Origin of the sequence: Pseudomonas sp. NPDC089428 (assembly GCF_044749325.1) — a bacterium.
Lineage (GTDB): Bacteria > Pseudomonadota > Gammaproteobacteria > Pseudomonadales > Pseudomonadaceae > Aquipseudomonas.
Map to the genome: position 1 here is coordinate 19767 of NZ_JBIVHT010000024.1, position 18962 is coordinate 38728.

Below are 18962 nucleotides of genomic sequence, written 5' to 3' on the forward strand. Positions count from 1 at the left end.
GCAGGCATACAGATTTCCATTAGCCACGCCCGCTCACGCGGGCCAACGAAGAACTTTGAACAATGGCCACTATCCACGTAGACGGCAAAGCGCTCGAAGTCAACGGTGCAGACAACCTGTTACAGGCGTGTCTGTCGCTCGGCCTCGATATCCCCTACTTCTGCTGGCACCCGGCGCTCGGTAGCGTCGGCGCCTGCCGGCAGTGTGCGGTCAAGCAGTACACCGACGAGAACGACACCCGTGGTCGTATCGTCATGTCCTGCATGACCCCTGCCTCCGACGGCACCTGGATCTCCATCGACGATGACGAGTCCAAGGCGTTCCGCGCCAGCGTCGTCGAATGGCTGATGACCAACCACCCGCACGACTGCCCGGTGTGCGAGGAAGGCGGTCACTGCCACCTGCAGGACATGACGGTAATGACCGGCCACAACGAGCGCCGCTACCGTTTCACCAAGCGTACCCACCAGAACCAGGACCTCGGCCCGTTCATCGCCCATGAGATGAACCGCTGCATCGCCTGCTACCGCTGCGTGCGCTACTACAAGGACTATGCCGGTGGTACCGACCTGGGCGTCTACGGCGCCCACGACAACGTGTACTTCGGCCGCGTCGAAGACGGCGTGCTGGAAAGCGAGTTCTCCGGCAACCTGACCGAGGTCTGCCCGACCGGCGTGTTCACCGACAAGACCCACTCCGAGCGCTACAACCGCAAGTGGGACATGCAGTTCGCCCCGAGCATCTGCCACGGCTGCTCCAGCGGCTGCAACATCAGCCCGGGCGAGCGCTACGGCGAACTGCGCCGGGTCGAGAACCGCTTCAACGGTTCGGTCAACCAGTACTTCCTGTGCGACCGCGGCCGCTTCGGCTACGGCTACGTCAACCGCAAGGACCGCCCGCGCCAGCCACACCTGGCCGACGGCACCAAGCTGGGCCTGGACGCCGCCCTGGACAAAGCCGCCGACCTGCTGCGCGGCCGCACCATCGTCGGCATCGGCTCGCCACGCGCCAGCCTCGAAAGCAACTACGGCCTGCGTGAGCTGGTCGGCGCCGACTACTTCTACTCCGGTATGGAAGCTGGCGAGCTGGCCCGCGTACGCCTGGCCCTGGACGTGCTGAACAACAGCCCGCTGCCGGTGCCGACCCTGCGCGACATCGAAGACCACGACGCCGTGTTCGTGCTCGGTGAAGACCTGACCCAGACCGCTGCCCGCGTTGCCCTGGCCGTGCGCCAGTCCACCAAAGGCAAGGCCGAGGCCATGGCCGAAGCCATGAAGGTTCAACCGTGGCTCGACGCGGCAGTGAAGAACATCGGCCAGCACGCGCTGTACCCGCTGTTCATCGCTTCACTGGCGGAGACCAAGCTGGACGACGTTGCCGAAGAATGCGTGCACGCCGCCCCGGCCGACCTGGCCCGCATCGGCTTCGCCGTGGCCCACGCCATCGACCCAAGCGCCCCGGCCGTCGAAGGCCTGGACGCCGAAGCCAAGGCCCTGGCCCAGCGCATCGCCGACGCCCTGGTCGCAGCCAAGCGCCCACTGGTGATCGCCGGTACCTCGCTGGCCGACGCGGCGCTGATCGAAGCCGCCGCCAACATCGCCAAGGCCCTGAAGCTGCGCGAGAAAAATGGCTCGCTGAGCCTGGTGGTGCCTGAGGCCAACAGCCTCGGCATGGCCATGCTGGGTGGCGAGTCGGTGGATGCCGCACTGGACGCCGTCATCAGCGGCAAGGCCGACGCCATCGTCGTGCTGGAAAACGACCTGTACACCCGCGTACCGGCTGCCAAGGTCGACGCAGCCCTGGCTGCGGCCAAGGTGGTGATCGTTGCCGACCACTCCAAGACCGCGACTGTCGACCGCGCCCACCTGGTGCTGCCGGCTGCTTCGTTCGCCGAAGGCGACGGCACCCTGGTCAGCCAGGAAGGCCGTGCCCAGCGATTCTTCCAGGTGTTCGACCCGCAGTACCTGGACAGCAGCATCCTGGTTCACGAAGGCTGGCGCTGGATGCACGCCCTGCGTGCCACCCTGCTCAACAAGCCGGTCGACTGGACCCAGCTGGACCACGTCACCAGCGCCTGCGCCGAAGCCGCCCCGCAACTGGCCGGCATCGTCAACGCCGCACCAAGCGCCGCGTTCCGCATCAAGGGCATGAAGCTGGCCCGTGAGCCGCTGCGCTACTCTGGCCGTACCGCCATGCGCGCCAACATCAGCGTGCACGAGCCGCGTACCCCGCAAGACAAGGACACCGCGTTCGCCTTCTCGATGGAAGGCTACTCGGGTTCGGCCGAACCGCGCCAGCAGGTGCCGTTCGCCTGGTCGCCGGGCTGGAACTCGCCGCAAGCCTGGAACAAGTTTCAGGACGAGGTCGGTGGCCACCTGCGTGCCGGTGACCCGGGCGTGCGCCTGATCGAATCGCAAGGCGATCGCCTGAACTGGTTCAACGCCATCCCGGGCGCCTTCAACCCGGCCCGTGGCACCTGGACTGCAGTACCGTTCTTCCACCTGTTCGGCAGCGAAGAGAGTTCCTCGCGCGCCGCCCCGGTGCAGGAGCGCATCCCGGCCGCCTACGTCGGCCTGGCCAAGTCCGAAGCCGACCGCCTGGGTGTCAACGACGGCGCCCTGCTGAGCCTGAACGTGGGCGGTGTGGCCCTGCGCCTGCCGCTGCGCATCAATGAAGAACTGGGCGCTGGCCTGGTTGCCCTGCCGAAAGGCCTGGCCGGCATTCCGCCTGCCATCTTCGGTGCATCCGTCGAAGGTCTGCAGGAGGCAGCACAATGAGCTGGTTCACCCCCGAAGTGATCGATGTGATTCTCACCGTGGTCCGGGCTGTCGTGGTCCTGCTCGCGGTGGTGGTCTGCGGCGCACTGCTCAGCTTCGTCGAGCGGCGCCTGCTGGGCTGGTGGCAGGACCGTTACGGTCCGAACCGCGTCGGCCCGTTCGGCATGTTCCAGATCGCTGCCGACATGCTGAAGATGTTCTTCAAGGAAGACTGGAACCCGCCCTTCGTCGATCGCATGATCTTCACCCTGGCGCCGGTGGTGGCCATGAGTGCCCTGCTGATCGCCTTCTGCGTGATCCCGATCACCCCGCTGTGGGGCGTCGCCGACCTGAACATCGGCCTGCTGTTCTTCTTCGCCATGGCCGGCCTGTCGGTCTACGCGGTGCTGTTCGCCGGCTGGTCGTCGAACAACAAGTACGCCCTGCTGGGCAGCTTGCGTGCCTCGGCGCAGACCGTGTCGTACGAAGTGTTCCTGGGCCTGGCGCTGATGGGCGTGGTGGTGCAGGTGGGTTCGTTCAACATGCGCGACATCGTTGAATACCAGGCGCAGAACCTGTGGTTCATCATTCCGCAGTTCTTCGGCTTCTGCACCTTCTTCATCGCTGGCGTCGCCGTGACTCACCGTCACCCGTTCGACCAGCCAGAAGCGGAACAGGAACTGGCCGACGGCTACCACATCGAGTATGCCGGCATGAAATGGGGCATGTTCTTCGTCGGTGAGTACATCGGCATCATCCTCATCTCGGCGCTGCTGGTGACCCTGTTCTTCGGCGGCTGGCACGGCCCGTTCGGCATCCTGCCGCAACTGTCGTTCCTGTGGTTCGCACTGAAGACCGCGTTCTTCATCATGCTGTTCATCCTGCTGCGCGCTTCGATCCCGCGCCCGCGCTATGACCAGGTGATGGACTTCAGCTGGAAGTTCTGCCTGCCGCTGACCCTGATCAATTTGCTGGTGACCGCTGCGATCGTGCTCTACAACACGCCAGCCGTCGCGGCCCAGTGAGGATTTGACCCATGTTCAAGTATATCGGCGACATCGTTAAGGGCACCGGCACTCAGCTGCGCAGCCTGGTCATGGTGTTCTCCCACGGGTTCCGCAAGCGCGACACCCTGCAGTACCCCGAAGAACCCGTGTACCTGCCGCCGCGCTACCGCGGCCGCATCGTCCTCACCCGCGACCCCGATGGCGAGGAGCGCTGCGTAGCGTGCAACCTCTGCGCGGTGGCCTGCCCGGTCGGCTGCATCTCGCTGCAGAAGGCCGAGACCGAGGACGGCCGCTGGTACCCGGAGTTCTTCCGCATCAACTTCTCGCGCTGCATCTTCTGCGGCCTGTGTGAAGAGGCGTGCCCGACCACCGCGATCCAGCTGACTCCGGATTTCGAAATGGCCGAGTTCAAGCGTCAGGACCTGGTGTACGAGAAAGAAGATCTGCTGATCTCCGGCCCCGGCAAGAACCCTGACTACAACTTCTACCGTGTTGCGGGTATGGCGATCGCTGGCAAGCCGAAGGGCGCTGCACAGAACGAAGCCGAGCCGATCAACGTGAAGAGCTTGCTCCCATAAGGACAGAAAGATGGAATTCGCTTTCTACTTCGCATCCGGGATTGCCGTGGTCTCCACCCTTCGGGTGGTGACTGGCACCAACCCCGTGCACGCCTTGCTTTACCTGATCATCTCGCTGATTTCCGTCGCGATGATCTTCTTCGCCCTGGGTGCGCCGTTCGCCGGCGCCCTGGAAGTGATCGCCTACGCCGGTGCCATCATGGTGCTGTTCGTGTTCGTGGTGATGATGCTCAACCTCGGGCCGGCTTCGGTCGCCCAGGAGCGGGGCTGGCTCAAGCCCGGCATCTGGGCCGGGCCAGTGATCCTGGCCGCCCTGCTGCTGCTGGAGCTGCTGTACGTGCTGTTCGTTTCGCCAAGCGGCGCGGCCATCAGCGGTACCACCGTCAGCCCGAAAGCAGTGGGTATCAGCCTGTTCGGCCCGTACCTGCTGGTGGTCGAACTGGCGTCGATGCTGCTGCTGGCTGCCGCCGTCACCGCCTTCCACCTGGGCCGCAACGAGGCGAAGGAGTAAATCATGGGTGCTATCCCTCTCGAGCATGGTCTGGCAGTCGCCGGCATCCTGTTCTGCTTAGGTCTGGTTGGCCTGATGGTCCGCCGCAACATCCTCTTCGTGCTCATGAGCCTGGAAGTCATGATGAACGCCTCTGCCCTGGCGTTCATCGTCGCCGGTGCCCGTTGGGTCCAGCCCGACGGCCAGGTGATGTTCATTCTGGTGATCAGCCTGGCAGCCGCCGAGGCCAGTATTGGCCTGGCGATCCTGCTGCAGCTGTATCGCCGCTTCCACACTCTCGACATCGATGCTGCCAGTGAGATGCGCGGATGAACCTTCTCTTCCTGACTTTCGTCTTCCCCCTCGTCGGCTTCCTGCTGCTGTCGTTCTCGCGCGGGCGGTTCTCGGAAAACCTGTCCGCGCTGATCGGCGTTGGCTCGGTGGGTCTCTCGGCCGCCACCGCCGCCTATGTCATCTGGCAATTCAACGTCGCCCCGCCTGAGGGCGGCGCGTACAGCCAGCTGCTGTGGCAGTGGATGTCGGTGGACGGCTTCGCGCCGAACTTCACCCTGTACCTGGACGGCCTGTCGGTCACCATGCTCGGCGTGGTCACCGGTGTCGGCTTCCTGATCCACCTGTTCGCGTCCTGGTACATGCGTGGCGAAGCCGGCTACTCGCGCTTCTTCTCGTACACCAACCTGTTCATCGCCAGCATGCTGTTCCTGATCCTCGGCGATAACCTGCTGTTCATCTACTTCGGCTGGGAAGGCGTGGGCCTGTGCTCGTACCTGTTGATCGGTTTCTACTACAGCAACCGCAACAACGGTAACGCGGCACTCAAGGCGTTCATCGTCACCCGCATCGGCGACGTGTTCATGGCCATCGGCCTGTTCATCCTGTTCGCCCAGCTGGGTACCCTGAACGTGCAGGAACTGCTGGTGCTGGCGCCACAGAAGTTCCAGGCTGGCGACACCTGGATGGTGCTGGCCACCCTGATGCTGCTGGGTGGTGCGGTCGGTAAATCCGCCCAGCTGCCACTGCAGACCTGGCTGGCTGACGCGATGGCGGGCCCGACTCCGGTTTCGGCACTGATCCACGCGGCAACCATGGTGACCGCGGGCGTTTACCTGATCGCCCGTACCAACGGCCTGTTCCTGCTGGCGCCGGATATCCTGCACCTGGTCGGCGTCGTCGGTGGCGTGACCCTGGTACTGGCCGGCTTCGCCGCGCTGGTGCAGACCGACATCAAGCGTATCCTCGCCTACTCGACCATGAGCCAGATCGGCTACATGTTCCTCGCTCTGGGTGTGGGTGCCTGGGACGCGGCGATCTTCCACCTGATGACCCACGCCTTCTTCAAGGCCCTGCTGTTCCTTGCCTCCGGTGCGGTGATCGTTGCCTGTCACCACGAGCAGGACATCTTCAAGATGGGTGGCCTGTGGAAGAAACTGCCACTGGCCTACGCCAGCTTCGTGGTCGGTGGCGCCGCCCTGGCCGCCCTGCCGATCGTGACCGTGGGCTTCTACTCCAAGGACGAGATCCTCTGGGAAGCCTTCGCCAGCGGTAACACTGGCCTGCTGTACGCCGGCCTGGTCGGCGCGTTCATGACCTCGCTGTATACCTTCCGCCTGATCTTCATCGCCTTCCACGGCGAAGCGAAGACCGAAGCCCATGCTGGCCACGGCATCAGCCACTGGCTGCCGTTGGGAGTGCTGATCGTGCTGTCGACCTTCGTCGGCGCCTGGATCACTCCGCCGCTGGCAGGTGTGCTGCCGGAAAGCGCCGGCCACGCCGGTGGCGAAGCCAAGCACGCGCTGGAGATCACCTCGGGTGCCATCGCCATCGCCGGTATCCTGCTGTCGGCCCTGCTGTTCCTTGGCAAGCGCCGCTTCGTCAGCGCCGTGGCTAACAGCGGCATCGGTCGCGTCCTGTCGGCCTGGTGGTTCGCCGCCTGGGGCTTCGACTGGATCTACGACAAGCTGTTCGTCAAACCTTACCTGCTGATCAGCCACGTCCTGCGCAAGGATCCGGTTGACCGCAGCATCGGCCTCATCCCTCGCCTGGCTCGCGGCGGCAACGTCGCCATGAGCAAGACCGAGACCGGCCAGCTGCGCTGGTACACCGCTTCGATCGCCGTTGGCGCAGTGCTGGTACTCGGCGCTGTGGTAGTGGCAGCGGTATGACCATGAACTTTGCGAACCTTGCGACTCTGCGAAAGGAAACCAACCCGTCATGATTTTGCCTTGGCTGATCCTGATCCCCTTCATCGGCGGCCTGCTGTGCTGGCTGGGTGAGCGCTTCGGCGCCACCCTGCCGCGCTGGATCGCGCTGCTGACCATGTCCCTGCTGCTCGGCATCGGCCTGTACCTGTGGGCCAATGGCGACTACACCCTGGCCCCCGCTCCGGGTGGCGAGCCTGCCTGGGCCCTGGAATACAAAGTCCAGTGGATCCAGCGCTTCGGCATCAGCATCCACCTGGCCCTCGATGGCCTGTCGCTGCTGATGATCCTGCTCACCGGCCTGCTCGGTGTGCTGTCGGTACTGTGCTCCTGGAAAGAGATCCAGCGCCACGTCGGCTTCTTCCACCTCAACCTGATGTGGATCCTCGGCGGCGTGGTCGGTGTGTTCCTGGCCCTGGACCTGTTCCTGTTCTTCTTCTTCTGGGAAATGATGCTGGTGCCGATGTACTTCCTCATCGCGCTCTGGGGTCACAGTTCTGCAGACGGCAAGAAGACCCGGATCTACGCGGCGACCAAGTTCTTCATCTTCACCCAGGCCAGCGGCCTGATCATGCTGGTGGCGATCCTGGGCCTGGTGCTGGTCAACTACTCCAACACCGGCGTAATCACCTTCAACTACAGCGACCTGCTCAAGGCCGAACTGCCGGCCGGTACCGAGTACCTGCTGATGCTGGGCTTCTTCATCGCCTTTGCGGTGAAGCTGCCGGTGGTGCCGTTCCACTCCTGGCTGCCTGATGCGCACGCCCAGGCACCGACTGCAGGTTCCGTGGACCTGGCTGGTATCTTGCTGAAGACTGCGGCCTACGGCCTGCTGCGCTTCGCCCTGCCGCTGTTCCCGAACGCCTCGGCCGAGTTTGCGCCGATCGCCATGACCCTGGGCCTGATCGGTATCTTCTACGGTGCCTTCCTGGCTTTCGCCCAGACCGACATCAAGCGCCTGATCGCCTTCTCCAGCGTCTCGCACATGGGCTTCGTGCTGATCGGTATCTACTCCGGCAGCCAGCAGGCCCTGCAAGGCGCGGTGATCCAGATGCTGGCCCACGGCCTGTCGGCTGCCGCGCTGTTCATCCTGTCCGGCCAGCTGTACGAGCGCCTGCACACCCGTGACATGCGCCAGATGGGCGGCCTGTGGCACCGCATTGCCTACCTGCCGGCCATCAGCCTGTTCTTCGCCGCCGCGTCGCTGGGCCTGCCTGGCACCGGCAACTTCGTCGGCGAGTTCCTGATCCTGATCGGCAGCTTCGTGCATGTACCGTGGATCACCGTGATCGCCACCACCGGCCTGGTGTTCGGTTCGGTGTACTCGCTGATCATGATCCACCGCGCCTACTTCGGCCCGGCCAAGGCCGACACCGTGCTGGCTGGCATGGACGGTCGCGAGCTGATCATGGTCCTCGGCCTTGCCGGGCTGCTGATCCTGCTGGGCGTGTATCCACAGCCGTTCCTCGACACCTCTGCCGCCACCATGAGTGGCGTGCAGCAGTGGCTCGGTTCCGCTTTCACTCAACTCGCTTCGGCCCGGTAAGAGCGCTATGGAATTCACCACTCAACACTTCATCGCATTGGCGCCGATGCTGATCACCACCATCACCACGGTGGTGGTGATGCTGGCGATCGCCTGGAAACGCAATCACTCGCAGACCTTCCTGCTGTCCACCGTGGGCCTGAACCTGGCCCTGCTGTCGATCCTGCCAGCGCTGAAGGTCGCACCACTGGCGGTCACCTCGCTGATCACCATCGACAAGTTCGCCTGCCTGTACATGGCGATCATCCTGGTCGCCACGCTAGCCTGCGTCACCCTCGCCCACGCCTACCTCGGCGAAGGTTCCAAGGGCTTCCCAGGCAACCGTGAAGAGCTGTACCTGCTGCTGCTGATGTCTGCCCTCGGTGGCCTGGTGCTGGTCAGCGCCAACCACCTGGCCGGTCTGTTCATCGGCCTGGAGCTGCTGTCGGTTCCGGTCTATGGACTGGTGGCGTATGCCTTCTTCAACAAGCGCTCGCTGGAAGCCGGCATCAAGTACATGGTGCTGTCGGCCGCAGGTTCCGCCTTCCTGCTGTTCGGTATGGCCCTGCTGTACGCCGACGCTGGCAGCCTGACCTTCGACCAGCTGGGCAAGGCCCTGGCTGCCACCAGCATGCCAAGCCTGCTGGCCCAGCTGGGCCTGGGCATGATGCTGGTCGGCCTGGCCTTCAAGCTGTCGCTGGTACCGTTCCACCTGTGGACCCCGGACGTGTACGAAGGTGCTCCAGCGCCAGTCGCCGCGTTCCTGGCCACCGCCAGCAAGGTTGCGGTATTCGCCGTGGTCGTGCGCCTGTTCATGCTCTCGCCTGCTGCCAGCAGCGGTGTGCTGAGCACCGTACTGGGCGTGATCGCCGTGGCGTCGATCCTCATCGGCAACCTGCTGGCGCTGACCCAGAGCAACCTCAAGCGCCTGCTCGGTTACTCGTCCATCGCCCACTTCGGCTACCTGGTCATCGCCCTGGTCGCCAGCAAGGGCCTGGCCCTGGAGGCCATGGGCGTGTACCTGGTCACCTACGTGATCACCAGCCTCGGTGCCTTCGGTGTCATCACCCTGATGTCCTCGCCTTACGCCGGCCGTGACGCCGACGCACTGTACGAGTACCGCGGCCTGTTCTGGCGCCGCCCGTACCTGACTGCGGTGCTGACCGTGATGATGCTGTCGCTGGCGGGTATTCCGCTGACCGCAGGCTTCATCGGCAAGTTCTACATCATTGCCACCGGCGTCGAGTCGCAGCTGTGGTGGCTGGTCGGTGCGCTGGTGATCGGTAGCGCCATCGGTGTGTACTACTACTTGCGCGTCATGGTCACCCTGTACCTGGTCGAGCCGAACCTGCGTCGCCACGACGCCCCACTGAAGTGGGAACAGCGCACCGGTGGCGTGATGCTGCTGGCCATCGCCATTCTCGCCTTCGTCCTGGGTGTGTACCCGCAACCGCTGCTGGACATGGTTCAGCACGCTGGCCTGCAACTGCTTGGTTGATTGCAGCTGAAATACAAACACCCCGCACATGCGGGGTGTTTTTTTATCTGCGCCTGGCAGCCACCTCGCCGGCGCCTTTCAACCCCGGGCTGACGGGCGAGACTTCGCCGCGTGGCTGCAGCGCAGACCTGCGCAGTTCTTTGCTGGCAGATGGCAGATGCACTTCCGGATTGGGCATGCCACTGGGTGAAAGTTCGTGGGTCATTTCAAACTCCGCACGCACCGACCAGCCACACGCCTCGTTGACACATTGCAAGTAGGCAATGCGCAGAAAGATATGCCGACCTTCACTGGTACGAATTCGCATACGGCTGTTGCAATGTGGGCAGACCAGCTTGTAAGTACTCACGCCGTGTACCCGCAAAAGCCGCACGAATAAACATGCTGTAAGAAAACTCGATACTTCGGTCGAGTATTGGCTACTTTCATAGAAAGCTTTTTCATCAAATTGCATCTCATGCCAAGATATCTCCTCAAATCGAAGGGCATATATTCATTAAGAGTATTCTAAGCCCAAGGAATGTCATTAAACCAGTCATGGATATTTGTTATGAGTAGCCACTTGTTTGCAGCGGTGCTGACACGCCTCAAGCTTATTACCGGCTCCAGCACCGACGTTCAACTGGCCAGAACCCTGGAGGTCAGTCCGCAGACGTTGAGCAGCTGGAAGGTCCGCGACAGCATTCCATACTCATTGTGCGTAGACCTGGCCCGGCAACATGGCTGTTCGCTGGATTGGCTATTACTCGGTGAGCGCGATGGCAAGCGGCCTGAGCAAACCCAGGACAGCTGGGAGAGCGACGTGCTCACCCGGCTGCGTGGGCTTTCCCACGCAGACCGCCATTCAGTACTTCTGCACATCGAGGACAAGCAACGCATACGCCAACTGGAACAGCAGATGCAGGAACTGGCCAAGCACTTGCCCGGCGCAGGCGCGGGCTAACCGCGGCGGCGCCAGCGCTGGACAAGCTCGCGCAGGTCGACCGAGTCCAGCCACACCAATACTTTCAGGGTGATCGGGATGACCACCACCGCTGCGGCAAAGGCTGCCATCCCCCGGGATAACATGGGCGCCAGCGAGTGAAGCAGAGGCTCGAACAAGTAGCCGACGCCCAACGTCAGAAACACCAGCAACAGCTGCTTGCGGCCCGACAGGCGCTTGCGCGAAACGATGATGAAACGGTCCCGGGCGGCGCTCACCAGCAGGGCACCCAACAACGCGCCAAACAGGGCTCGGCCTTCGGTATCGAGCAATTCGTAGAATGCCGCGATGGCTGCTTCCATCAGATAGGGTTCATCCATGTGAAATCCCTCCACGTCCTGTCGGCCCACCCAATAGATTGCGCCTCACCGCAGCCTCTACAAAGGAGCGATAGCAGACCGACAGCGCCCTTCCACTGGCATGCCCGGATACATCTTCCAGACGCCGGAAACCGTGACTACGCAATGCGCTGCGCCAGCTGGCGAATTCGTTGGCGGCATCGATTGCCGCGCAACGCACGGCCAATGCAAGGCGGGCTTCACTGACCTTCCCGTCAAGCTGCAGGCGTTCGCGCAGTACGCACAGTTCGATGCGTGGCCAGAATGGATCGTGACAATCGGGGAACCGTGAAGGGTTGAAGCACGGCTCGGTCCTTGTTGGCGGTGTCAGGTCTTCTGCACGCATATCGTCCCCTCACTGCTCGGCCAGCATGCCGTAGCGAATGGCTTTGATGACCGCCGCTACACGCGTGGGAACATCAAACTTGCGCAACAGGTTGGACACGTGAAAATTCACCGTCGACTCTTTGCACTGCAGAATCTGGCCAATTTCCCATGAACTCTTGCCATAGGCGCACCACAGCAACACTTGCTGCTCACGCGGTGTCAGGTGGATCGGCGCATCGGCATGGCCTTCAGGTGTCGGTCGCAGGTTGGTTTCCATCGCTGAGTTCCCCTAGTAGTCGCCAGGTGCGGCAGCGGACAGTGCTGCCGCCTATGGGTCCACCTTACGAATGCCCGCCCTGCCCGTGCCAGCGGTGCCACTTGTAAAGAACCTTCGTACACATACGTCCAACTCGAACTACGCAGGAAAGTTTCTTATCGCCGTGCTTCGACCAGCTTTTCGTGCGTCACAACGCCGTTGTCCATCCGACTATCGCCTGGAGTTGTACGATGCGTCCCGTTTTACCCCTCTCGTCTTACCTTGGTCTGCTGGCCATTTTCACCGTCAGCCAGCAAACCACGGCTGCCCCTGCGGTCGAACTGGGCCAGGTGCTGATCAAAGACGAAGAGCAAAGCGAACTGGACGACGCCCGCGAACGCTTGCGGGCAGTGCCTGGCGCCAGCAACCTGGTGGACATGGACAAGGTTGGACAAGGCCGGGTTGCCAGCAATCAGGATGTGCTGGCCTACCAGCCCGGCGTGTTCGCCCAATCGGCAGGCAACGACGGCATCAAGCTGTCGATCCGTGGTTCGGGCATCAACCGCGCGCCGGGCGCACATGGCTCGGGGGTGTACACGATGTTCGACGGTCTGCCGTTGACCGGCCCGGGCGGCACGCCCTATGAACTGTTCGAACCCCTGTGGCTGAGCCGTGCCGAAGTGCTGCGCGGGGCCAACGGCTTCGATCAAGGCTCGCTGGCCCTGGGCGGAGCCATCAACTACGTGACGCACACCGGCTATGACGCCGCGCCGCTGCAGGTGCGCTATGAAGCCGGCAGCCGCGGCTACCAGCACCGGCAGATCAGTTCCGGGCAGGTGCTTGGCAACCTCGACTACTACGTGGCGCTGACAGACTCGGAGTACGACGGCTATCAGGCGCACAGCAGCGGCAGCTCGAAAGGGATCGCCGCCAACGTCGGCTACCGCTTCAACCCGAATCTGGAAACACGCTTCTACCTGCGCTACCGGGAAACCGAAAACGAACTGGCCGGGCGCCTGACCAAAGACCAGATCAAGCACGACCCCCGCGCTGCGAACCCAGGCTACCTGTCGCGCAACGACAGCCGCCCGCAACCGGGCAGCACCTGGGTAGGCAACAAGACCACCGTCTACCTCGACGACGATTCGCGCCTGGAGACCGGGCTGGTCTATCACGACTACCCGATGGACCTGCGCGAGGGCGCCATGCGCCTGAAGGTGGCCTACGCCGATGTCAGCGGCACACTGAACTACTTCCGTCGCGACACCCTGTTAGGCCACGAGAGCAAGACCACCGTCGGCTGGCGCACCACCAAGCACCTGCCCAACAGTGGCGCCTCGCAGTTTTCGCGGGTCAATGATGTCGTCGGCGCCCGCACCCGTGACTTCACCTACCAGGGTTCGGACACCGTGCTGCATGCCGGCAACGACCTGGAGCTGATCCCCGACCTGTGGCTGACCACGGGCCTTGCGATGATCTACACCCGCCGTGAAAGCGATGTCACCTACCCGGCCAGTGGTGGCAAGGTCAGTCAGCATGACTGGGACTATGCGCCACGCGTTGGCCTGCGCTACGACATTCGCCCGGACCTGCAGGTGTTCGGCAACCTCAGCCGTTCGGTGGAGCCACCGCATCCGTGGTCTCTGGTCTGGAGTGCGCCGGTCAACAACCAGCCCATGAAGATGCAGAACCAGACCGCCACTACCCTGGAGCTGGGCGCTCGCGGCGATTCGGCGCTGGGGCATTGGGACCTGGCCTGGTACTACTCGCAAGTGCGTCATGAGCTGCTGAACGTTGAAGTGGTGCAAGGCTTGCCGTTCAAGGAGTTCAACGCCAGCCCTACCGTGCACCAGGGCGTCGAGGCCGGCCTGGCCAGCATCCTCTGGGAGCAACCCGGCACTGGCAGGCTGAGCCTGCGCCAGGCCTACACCTTCAGCGACTTCCATTACCGCGACGACGACAAGTTCGATGACAACCGCCTGCCCGGCATTCCCATGCACTATTACCAGGCCGAACTGCGCTACGACTGGCCGAGCGGTTTCTACGCCGGGGTCAACACACAAATGGCGTCGAAGGTGCAGGTGGATTACGCCAACAGCTACCACGCCGATGCCTATGCCCTGCTCGGCGCGCGCCTTGGCTGGGACTCGCCGAAACAGGACTGGCAAACCTGGCTCGACCTGCGCAACCTGACCAACAAGCGCTACGCAGCGACCGTGACTCCAGGGTACGACGATGCCGGGCAGGACGTCGCCCGCTCGACACCGGGTGAAGGCTTTGCCGTTTATGCCGGGGTTTCGTACAGCTTCCGCTGACAGAACGCCTCAGGACGGTAGTTGCACCTGTGGCTTGGTCGCGGCAAAAATCCCCCAGCTGGAGACGAACAACGCCGCGATCAGCGGCCCGATCACAAAGCCATTGAGCCCGAATACCGCCAGCCCGCCCAAGGTGGACACCAGGATCAGGTAATCGGGCATGCGCGTGTCCTTGCCCACCAGTATCGGCCGCAGCAGGTTGTCCACCAGGCCGATCACCAGTATCCCGAACGCGGTCAGGATCACCCCTGGCAGAATCGCACCCGTAAGCAGGAAGTACGCTGCCACCGGCGCCCAGACGATCCCCGCGCCCACCGCCGGCAACAGTGACAGAAACGCCATCAGCACGCCCCACACCAACGCGCTGGGGATATCCAGCACCCAGAAGATCAAACCACCCAGCGCACCCTGGGTAATGGCCACCAGCACATTGCCCTTGACCGTGGCCCGCACCACCCGGTTGAACTTCAGCTGCAGGCGGCGCTTCTGGTGCTCCGGCAGCGGCACCGCAAGGCGTACCCGGCGCGCCACGTCGGCACCTTCGCGCAGGAAGAAGAACAGCAGGTAAAGCATGATGCCGAAGCTCACCAGGAACTCGAAGGTGCCTTGGCCGAAACTGAACGCCTGGCTGGCCAGCACCTGGCTGCCCTGCGTGGCCCACTTGGTGATCTTGTCGCGCAGCCCGTCCAGGTTGCCCATGCCCATGCGGTCCAGGCCGTGCTGGGCAAAGGCCGGCAGCATGTCCTTGCCGCGCTCGACGTAGCCAGCGATGTCCAACTGCCCGCTTTCGATACGCTGGTACAAGGTAGCGCCCTCCTGCACCAGCAGGGCACTGGTGATGATCACCGGCAGCACTGCCACCAACAGGCACACCAGCAAGGTGCTCAGCGCTGCCAGGTTGCGGCGACGGCCGAAACGGATCAGCAGGTGACGCTGCAACGGGGCAAACAGGATGCCGAGAATCACCGCCCAGAAGATGGCGCCGTAATACGGCAGCAGGATCCACACGAAGGCGATGGTCACCAGTGTCAGTAGTACTGCCAGCGCTTTGTTCTGCAGGGCATCGTGGTTCATGGCGGCTCCTCAGGTGTCATGGTCATTAGTGCACGCCACCTGCGCAAAAGTGCCACCCTGACCTTGATTCAAATCAATGCCATGCCCCCGATCAACCGTTAGCATCCGCGCCTTTGCCCCGGTGCGCCCATGAACCTACCCGCCAAGCCCGAACTGCTTGCCCCCGCTGGCAGCCTCAAGACCCTGCGCTATGCCTTCGCCTACGGTGCCGACGCGGTGTACGCCGGCCAGCCACGGTACAGCCTGCGAGTGCGCAACAACGAATTCGACCACGCCAACCTGGCGCTGGGCATCGCCGAGGCCCATGCCCTGGGCAAGCGCTTCTATGTGGTGGTCAACATCGCCCCACACAACGCCAAGCTGAAGACCTTCCTCAAGGACCTGGCGCCCGTGATCGAGATGGCACCCGACGCGCTGATCATGTCCGACCCGGGCCTGATCATGCTGGTGCGCCAGCATTTTCCGCAGATGCCGGTACACCTGTCGGTGCAGGCCAATACGGTGAACTGGGCCAGCGTGCAGTTCTGGCAGCAGCTGGGCCTTAGCCGGGTCATCCTGTCGCGCGAGCTGTCACTGGAAGAAATCGAAGAGATCCGCCAGCACGTACCGGGCATGGAACTGGAAGTGTTCGTCCACGGCGCACTGTGCATGGCCTACTCCGGCCGTTGCCTGCTGTCCGGCTACCTGAACAAGCGCGATGCCAACCAGGGCACTTGCACCAATGCCTGCCGCTGGAAGTACGAGGCTACGCCAGCCACGGAAAACGCCACCGGCGACATCGTTCGCGTGGTCGAACCGACGCTGGGCCTGGGCGCACCCACCGAGCAGGTTTTCCTGCTGCAGGAGAGCAATCGCCCTGGCAGCGAGATGCCGGCCTTCGAGGACGAGCATGGCACCTACATCATGAACGCCAAGGACCTGCGGGCCATCCAGCACGTCGAGCGCCTGTCGGTCATGGGCGTGCATTCGCTGAAGATCGAAGGGCGCACCAAGAGCCACTTCTACTGCGCCCGGGCCGTGCAGTCCTACCGCAAGGCCATCGACGACGCTGCGGCCGGGCGGCCGTTCGACATGAGCCTGATGGACGACCTCGAATCGCTGGCGCAGCGCGGTTACACTGAAGGCTTCCTGCGCCGCCACGTGCACGATGAATACCAGAACTACCTGCGCGGCAACTCGCTGTCCGAGCGCCAGCAGTTCGTCGGTGAACTGACCGGTGTGCGCGTCGATGGCCTGGCCGAAGTCAAGGTGAAGAACCGCTTCGCCCTGGGTGACCACCTGGAATTGATGACCCCGCGTGGCAACTACCACTTCGACCTGCACCGCCTGTTCGACCGCCAGCAGCAGGCCATCGAGGTGGCCCCTGGCGACGGCCATGTGGTGTACCTGCCGATTCCGGAGCAGGTTGCCCTTGAGTACGGCCTGCTGATGCGCGACCTGGACAACGCTGAACAGGCGCCTCACAAGGCTGTAATCAGCACCTCAGCCAGCTGACAGGCGCCCGTGGTGGGAACTGGTCGGCGGCCTGCGCTACGATATGAGCCGGGGTTTCGCGCCCTATGTCGGGTTAAGCTTAGAGCGCCTGCACGGCAACCGCGCCGACCAGGCCTGTCTGGTGGCAGGCATCCGCCTGCGTTTCTAAGGAGTTGTTCGACCATGCTGCGTAAACACCTGATCACCTTCGGCCTGCTGGCCATCACCGGCCTGGCCCAGGCCGCCGAGACCATTGATGTCTATCGCGATCCCAACTGTGGCTGCTGCAAGGCCTGGATCAGCCACCTGCGCGACAACGGCTTCACCGTCAACGACCACGTCGAGCCGAACATGAGCGCCGTCAAGCAGCGCCTGGGTGTGGCGCCGCGCCTGGCGTCGTGCCACACCGGGGTGATCGACGGCAAGTTCGTCGAAGGCCATGTGCCCGCCGAACAGGTGCGCCTGCTGGCCAAGCGCAACGACCTCAAGGGCCTGGCCGTGCCGGGCATGCCCATGGGTTCGCCCGGCATGGAAATGGGTGACCACAAGGATGCCTACCAGGTCATCGGTGTGACCCAGGATGGCCAGGACACCGTGGTCGCCAGCTACTGATGCTGAGCCTCTGGGCGCTGTTTCTCAGCGCCTTCGGTGCCGCGACCCTGCTGCCGCTGCAATCGGAGGCGGTACTGGTCGGCCTGCTGCTGCGCCAGCCCGAAGCCTGGTTGACGTTGCTGCTGGTCGCCACCCTGGGCAACGTGCTTGGCTCGGTGGTCAACTGGCTGCTCGGCCGAGCCATCGAGCACCTGCGCGACAAGCGCTGGTTCCCCTTCAGCGCCAGCCAGCTGGAGCGCGCGCAACAGCGTTACCAACGTTGGGGGCAATGGTCGCTGCTGTTGAGCTGGATGCCGGTGATCGGCGATCCGCTGACCCTGATTGCCGGCCTCATGCGTGAGCCGTTCTGGCGTTTTCTGCTGCTGGTGACCCTGGCCAAGGGCGGGCGCTATATCGTCGTGGCGATGATTACCCTGGGCTGGTTTCATGCCTGGTAACACCTTTAACGTTTAAGGTATTCCACTGACTGCTACAGTCGCCAATTCCTACATGGTCCTACACGGAGTGCCCCCATGCTGCGCGCAACCGCCCTGGCCCTGGCCTGCCTCGTCGGCGCCCCGGCCATCGCCGCCGAATCGCCCACCTATGGCAAACAGCTCGAAGGCTTCAGCTATCCTCACCCTCTCAAGCATTTCGACTTCCAGTCCCAAGGCCAGCACCTGCAGATGGGGTACATGGATGTGCCTGCCCAAGGCCAGGCCAATGGCCGCAGCGTGGTGCTGATGCATGGCAAGAACTTCTGTGCCGCCACCTGGGAGACCACCATCGACGCCTTGAGCCAAGCGGGTTATCGGGTGATCGCCCCCGACCAGATCGGTTTTTGCACCTCCAGCAAGCCGGCCCATTACCAGTACAGCTTCCAGCAACTGGCGGTGAACACCCACGCCCTGCTCGAGCAGTTGGGCGTCAAGCAGACCATCGTGCTCGGCCACTCCACCGGTGGCATGCTCGCTACCCGCTATGCATTGATGTATCCGCAGCAGGTCGAGCGCCTGGCGATGGTCAACCCCATCGGCCTGGAAGACTGGAAAGCCCTGGGTGTGCCGTACCGCACCGTGGACCAGTGGTACGCCCGCGAACTCAAGCTCGATGCCCAAGGCGTGCGCGAATATGAGCGCAAGACCTACTACGCCGGGCGCTGGAAGCCTGAGTACGAACGCTGGGTGCAGATGCTGGTGGGGCTGAACCAGGGGCCGGGGCATGAGGCGGTGGCGTGGAACTCGGCGTTGATCTACGACATGATCTTCACTCAGCCGGTGTATCACGAGTTCAAGGACCTGAAGATGCCGACCTTGCTGCTGATCGGCGACCAGGACACCACGGCGATCGGCAGCGACATCGCCCCGCCTGAGGTGAAGGCGAAGCTGGGCAAGTACCAGGAACTGGGGCCGCGGGTCGCCAAGCTGATTCCACAGGGCGAGCTGGTGACCTTCGAGGGCATGGGGCATGCGCCGCAGATCGAGGAGCCACGGCGCTTCAACCGGACACTGGTGGAGTGGCTCGGGCGCTAAG

At 63.4% G+C, this 18962-nt stretch carries 20 protein-coding genes; 15 read left to right on the forward strand and 5 right to left on the reverse strand.

Annotated features, from left to right (window positions below; all coding sequences use genetic code 11):
• Window positions 1-62: 62 nt before the first annotated feature.
• The 8 genes from nuoG to nuoN are packed head-to-tail and all read left to right on the forward strand — an operon-like array spanning window position 63 to window position 10073.
• Window positions 63-2777, forward strand: coding sequence for an NADH-quinone oxidoreductase subunit NuoG (gene nuoG / locus ACIPZ5_RS26185; RefSeq protein WP_343596720.1), 2715 nt, complete (start codon window positions 63-65; stop codon window positions 2775-2777).
• Window positions 2774-3781, forward strand: a complete 1008-nt coding sequence (gene nuoH, locus ACIPZ5_RS26190; RefSeq protein ID WP_027920602.1) for an NADH-quinone oxidoreductase subunit NuoH — start codon at window positions 2774-2776, stop codon at window positions 3779-3781. The genes nuoG and nuoH overlap by 4 nt, the downstream gene beginning before the upstream one ends.
• Before the next feature lie 11 nt (window positions 3782-3792).
• On the forward strand, window positions 3793-4341 hold the full coding sequence (gene nuoI, locus ACIPZ5_RS26195; protein ID WP_043209143.1) for an NADH-quinone oxidoreductase subunit NuoI: 549 nt from the start codon (window positions 3793-3795) through the stop codon (window positions 4339-4341).
• A gap of 10 nt (window positions 4342-4351) precedes the next feature.
• Window positions 4352-4852: an NADH-quinone oxidoreductase subunit J gene (nuoJ, locus tag ACIPZ5_RS26200; protein WP_261943418.1), complete on the forward strand. Its 501-nt coding sequence runs from the start codon at window positions 4352-4354 to the stop codon at window positions 4850-4852.
• 3 nt (window positions 4853-4855) lie between these two features.
• The gene (gene nuoK / locus ACIPZ5_RS26205) at window positions 4856-5164 is read left to right on the forward strand and encodes an NADH-quinone oxidoreductase subunit NuoK (RefSeq protein WP_008096201.1); all 309 of its coding nucleotides are present in this window, start codon (window positions 4856-4858) and stop codon (window positions 5162-5164) included.
• A complete protein-coding gene (gene nuoL / locus ACIPZ5_RS26210; RefSeq protein WP_085676170.1) occupies window positions 5161-7014 on the forward strand; it encodes an NADH-quinone oxidoreductase subunit L in 1854 nt (617 codons plus the stop codon). The genes nuoK and nuoL overlap by 4 nt, the downstream gene beginning before the upstream one ends.
• A 49-nt stretch (window positions 7015-7063) precedes the next feature.
• The gene (gene nuoM, locus ACIPZ5_RS26215; RefSeq protein WP_261943417.1) at window positions 7064-8596 is read left to right on the forward strand and encodes an NADH-quinone oxidoreductase subunit M; all 1533 of its coding nucleotides are present in this window, start codon (window positions 7064-7066) and stop codon (window positions 8594-8596) included.
• A 7-nt stretch (window positions 8597-8603) separates the two neighbouring features.
• Window positions 8604-10073: an NADH-quinone oxidoreductase subunit NuoN gene (nuoN, locus tag ACIPZ5_RS26220; protein WP_261943416.1), complete on the forward strand. Its 1470-nt coding sequence runs from the start codon at window positions 8604-8606 to the stop codon at window positions 10071-10073.
• A 43-nt stretch (window positions 10074-10116) separates the two neighbouring features.
• Here nuoN and ACIPZ5_RS26225 read toward each other — a convergent pair whose 3' ends face one another.
• The gene (locus ACIPZ5_RS26225; RefSeq protein WP_343596778.1) at window positions 10117-10422 is read right to left on the reverse strand and encodes an ogr/Delta-like zinc finger family protein; all 306 of its coding nucleotides are present in this window, start codon (window positions 10420-10422) and stop codon (window positions 10117-10119) included.
• Window positions 10423-10623: 201 nt separating this feature from the next.
• On the opposite strand from ACIPZ5_RS26225, the gene ACIPZ5_RS26230 reads away from it, so the two are divergent.
• Window positions 10624-11016 (forward strand): helix-turn-helix domain-containing protein, encoded by a 393-nt coding sequence (locus ACIPZ5_RS26230; protein ID WP_400811390.1) that lies wholly within the window; start codon window positions 10624-10626, stop codon window positions 11014-11016.
• On the opposite strand, the gene ACIPZ5_RS26235 is transcribed toward ACIPZ5_RS26230, so the two are convergent.
• The 3 genes from ACIPZ5_RS26235 to ACIPZ5_RS26245 are packed head-to-tail and all read right to left on the reverse strand — an operon-like array spanning window position 11013 to window position 11997.
• Window positions 11013-11375, reverse strand: a complete 363-nt coding sequence (locus ACIPZ5_RS26235) for a hypothetical protein (protein ID WP_343596733.1) — start codon at window positions 11373-11375, stop codon at window positions 11013-11015. The genes ACIPZ5_RS26230 and ACIPZ5_RS26235 overlap by 4 nt on opposite strands.
• Entirely contained in the window at window positions 11368-11739 is a 372-nt protein-coding gene (locus ACIPZ5_RS26240) for a head completion/stabilization protein (RefSeq protein ID WP_343596735.1), read from the reverse strand. Before ACIPZ5_RS26240 ends, ACIPZ5_RS26235 begins: the two co-directional genes overlap by 8 nt.
• A gap of 9 nt (window positions 11740-11748) precedes the next feature.
• Entirely contained in the window at window positions 11749-11997 is a 249-nt protein-coding gene (locus ACIPZ5_RS26245) for a helix-turn-helix domain-containing protein (RefSeq protein WP_343596737.1), read from the reverse strand.
• A 230-nt stretch (window positions 11998-12227) separates the two neighbouring features.
• Here ACIPZ5_RS26245 and ACIPZ5_RS26250 point away from each other — a divergent pair, with 230 nt between their 5' ends.
• Entirely contained in the window at window positions 12228-14291 is a 2064-nt protein-coding gene (locus ACIPZ5_RS26250) for a TonB-dependent receptor family protein (RefSeq protein ID WP_400811393.1), read from the forward strand.
• Window positions 14292-14300: 9 nt separating this feature from the next.
• On the opposite strand, the gene ACIPZ5_RS26255 is transcribed toward ACIPZ5_RS26250, so the two are convergent.
• Window positions 14301-15365, reverse strand: a complete 1065-nt coding sequence (locus tag ACIPZ5_RS26255) for an AI-2E family transporter (protein ID WP_400811394.1) — start codon at window positions 15363-15365, stop codon at window positions 14301-14303.
• A 129-nt stretch (window positions 15366-15494) separates the two neighbouring features.
• Between ACIPZ5_RS26255 and yegQ the strand changes: the two genes are divergently transcribed.
• The 5 genes from yegQ (at window position 15495) to ACIPZ5_RS26280 (ending at window position 18961) form a co-directional block, all read left to right on the forward strand.
• Window positions 15495-16859, forward strand: a complete 1365-nt coding sequence (yegQ, locus tag ACIPZ5_RS26260; protein ID WP_400811395.1) for a tRNA 5-hydroxyuridine modification protein YegQ — start codon at window positions 15495-15497, stop codon at window positions 16857-16859.
• A 43-nt stretch (window positions 16860-16902) separates the two neighbouring features.
• On the forward strand, window positions 16903-17007 hold the full coding sequence (locus ACIPZ5_RS26265; protein WP_400811397.1) for a hypothetical protein: 105 nt from the start codon (window positions 16903-16905) through the stop codon (window positions 17005-17007).
• A gap of 14 nt (window positions 17008-17021) precedes the next feature.
• Window positions 17022-17450, forward strand: coding sequence for a DUF411 domain-containing protein (locus tag ACIPZ5_RS26270; RefSeq protein WP_261943412.1), 429 nt, complete (start codon window positions 17022-17024; stop codon window positions 17448-17450).
• Window positions 17450-17887 (forward strand): YqaA family protein, encoded by a 438-nt coding sequence (locus ACIPZ5_RS26275; protein ID WP_261943411.1) that lies wholly within the window; start codon window positions 17450-17452, stop codon window positions 17885-17887. The genes ACIPZ5_RS26270 and ACIPZ5_RS26275 overlap by 1 nt, the downstream gene beginning before the upstream one ends.
• Window positions 17888-17962: 75 nt before the next feature.
• Window positions 17963-18961, forward strand: a complete 999-nt coding sequence (locus ACIPZ5_RS26280; protein WP_400811398.1) for an alpha/beta fold hydrolase — start codon at window positions 17963-17965, stop codon at window positions 18959-18961.
• Window position 18962: the final 1 nt, after the last annotated feature.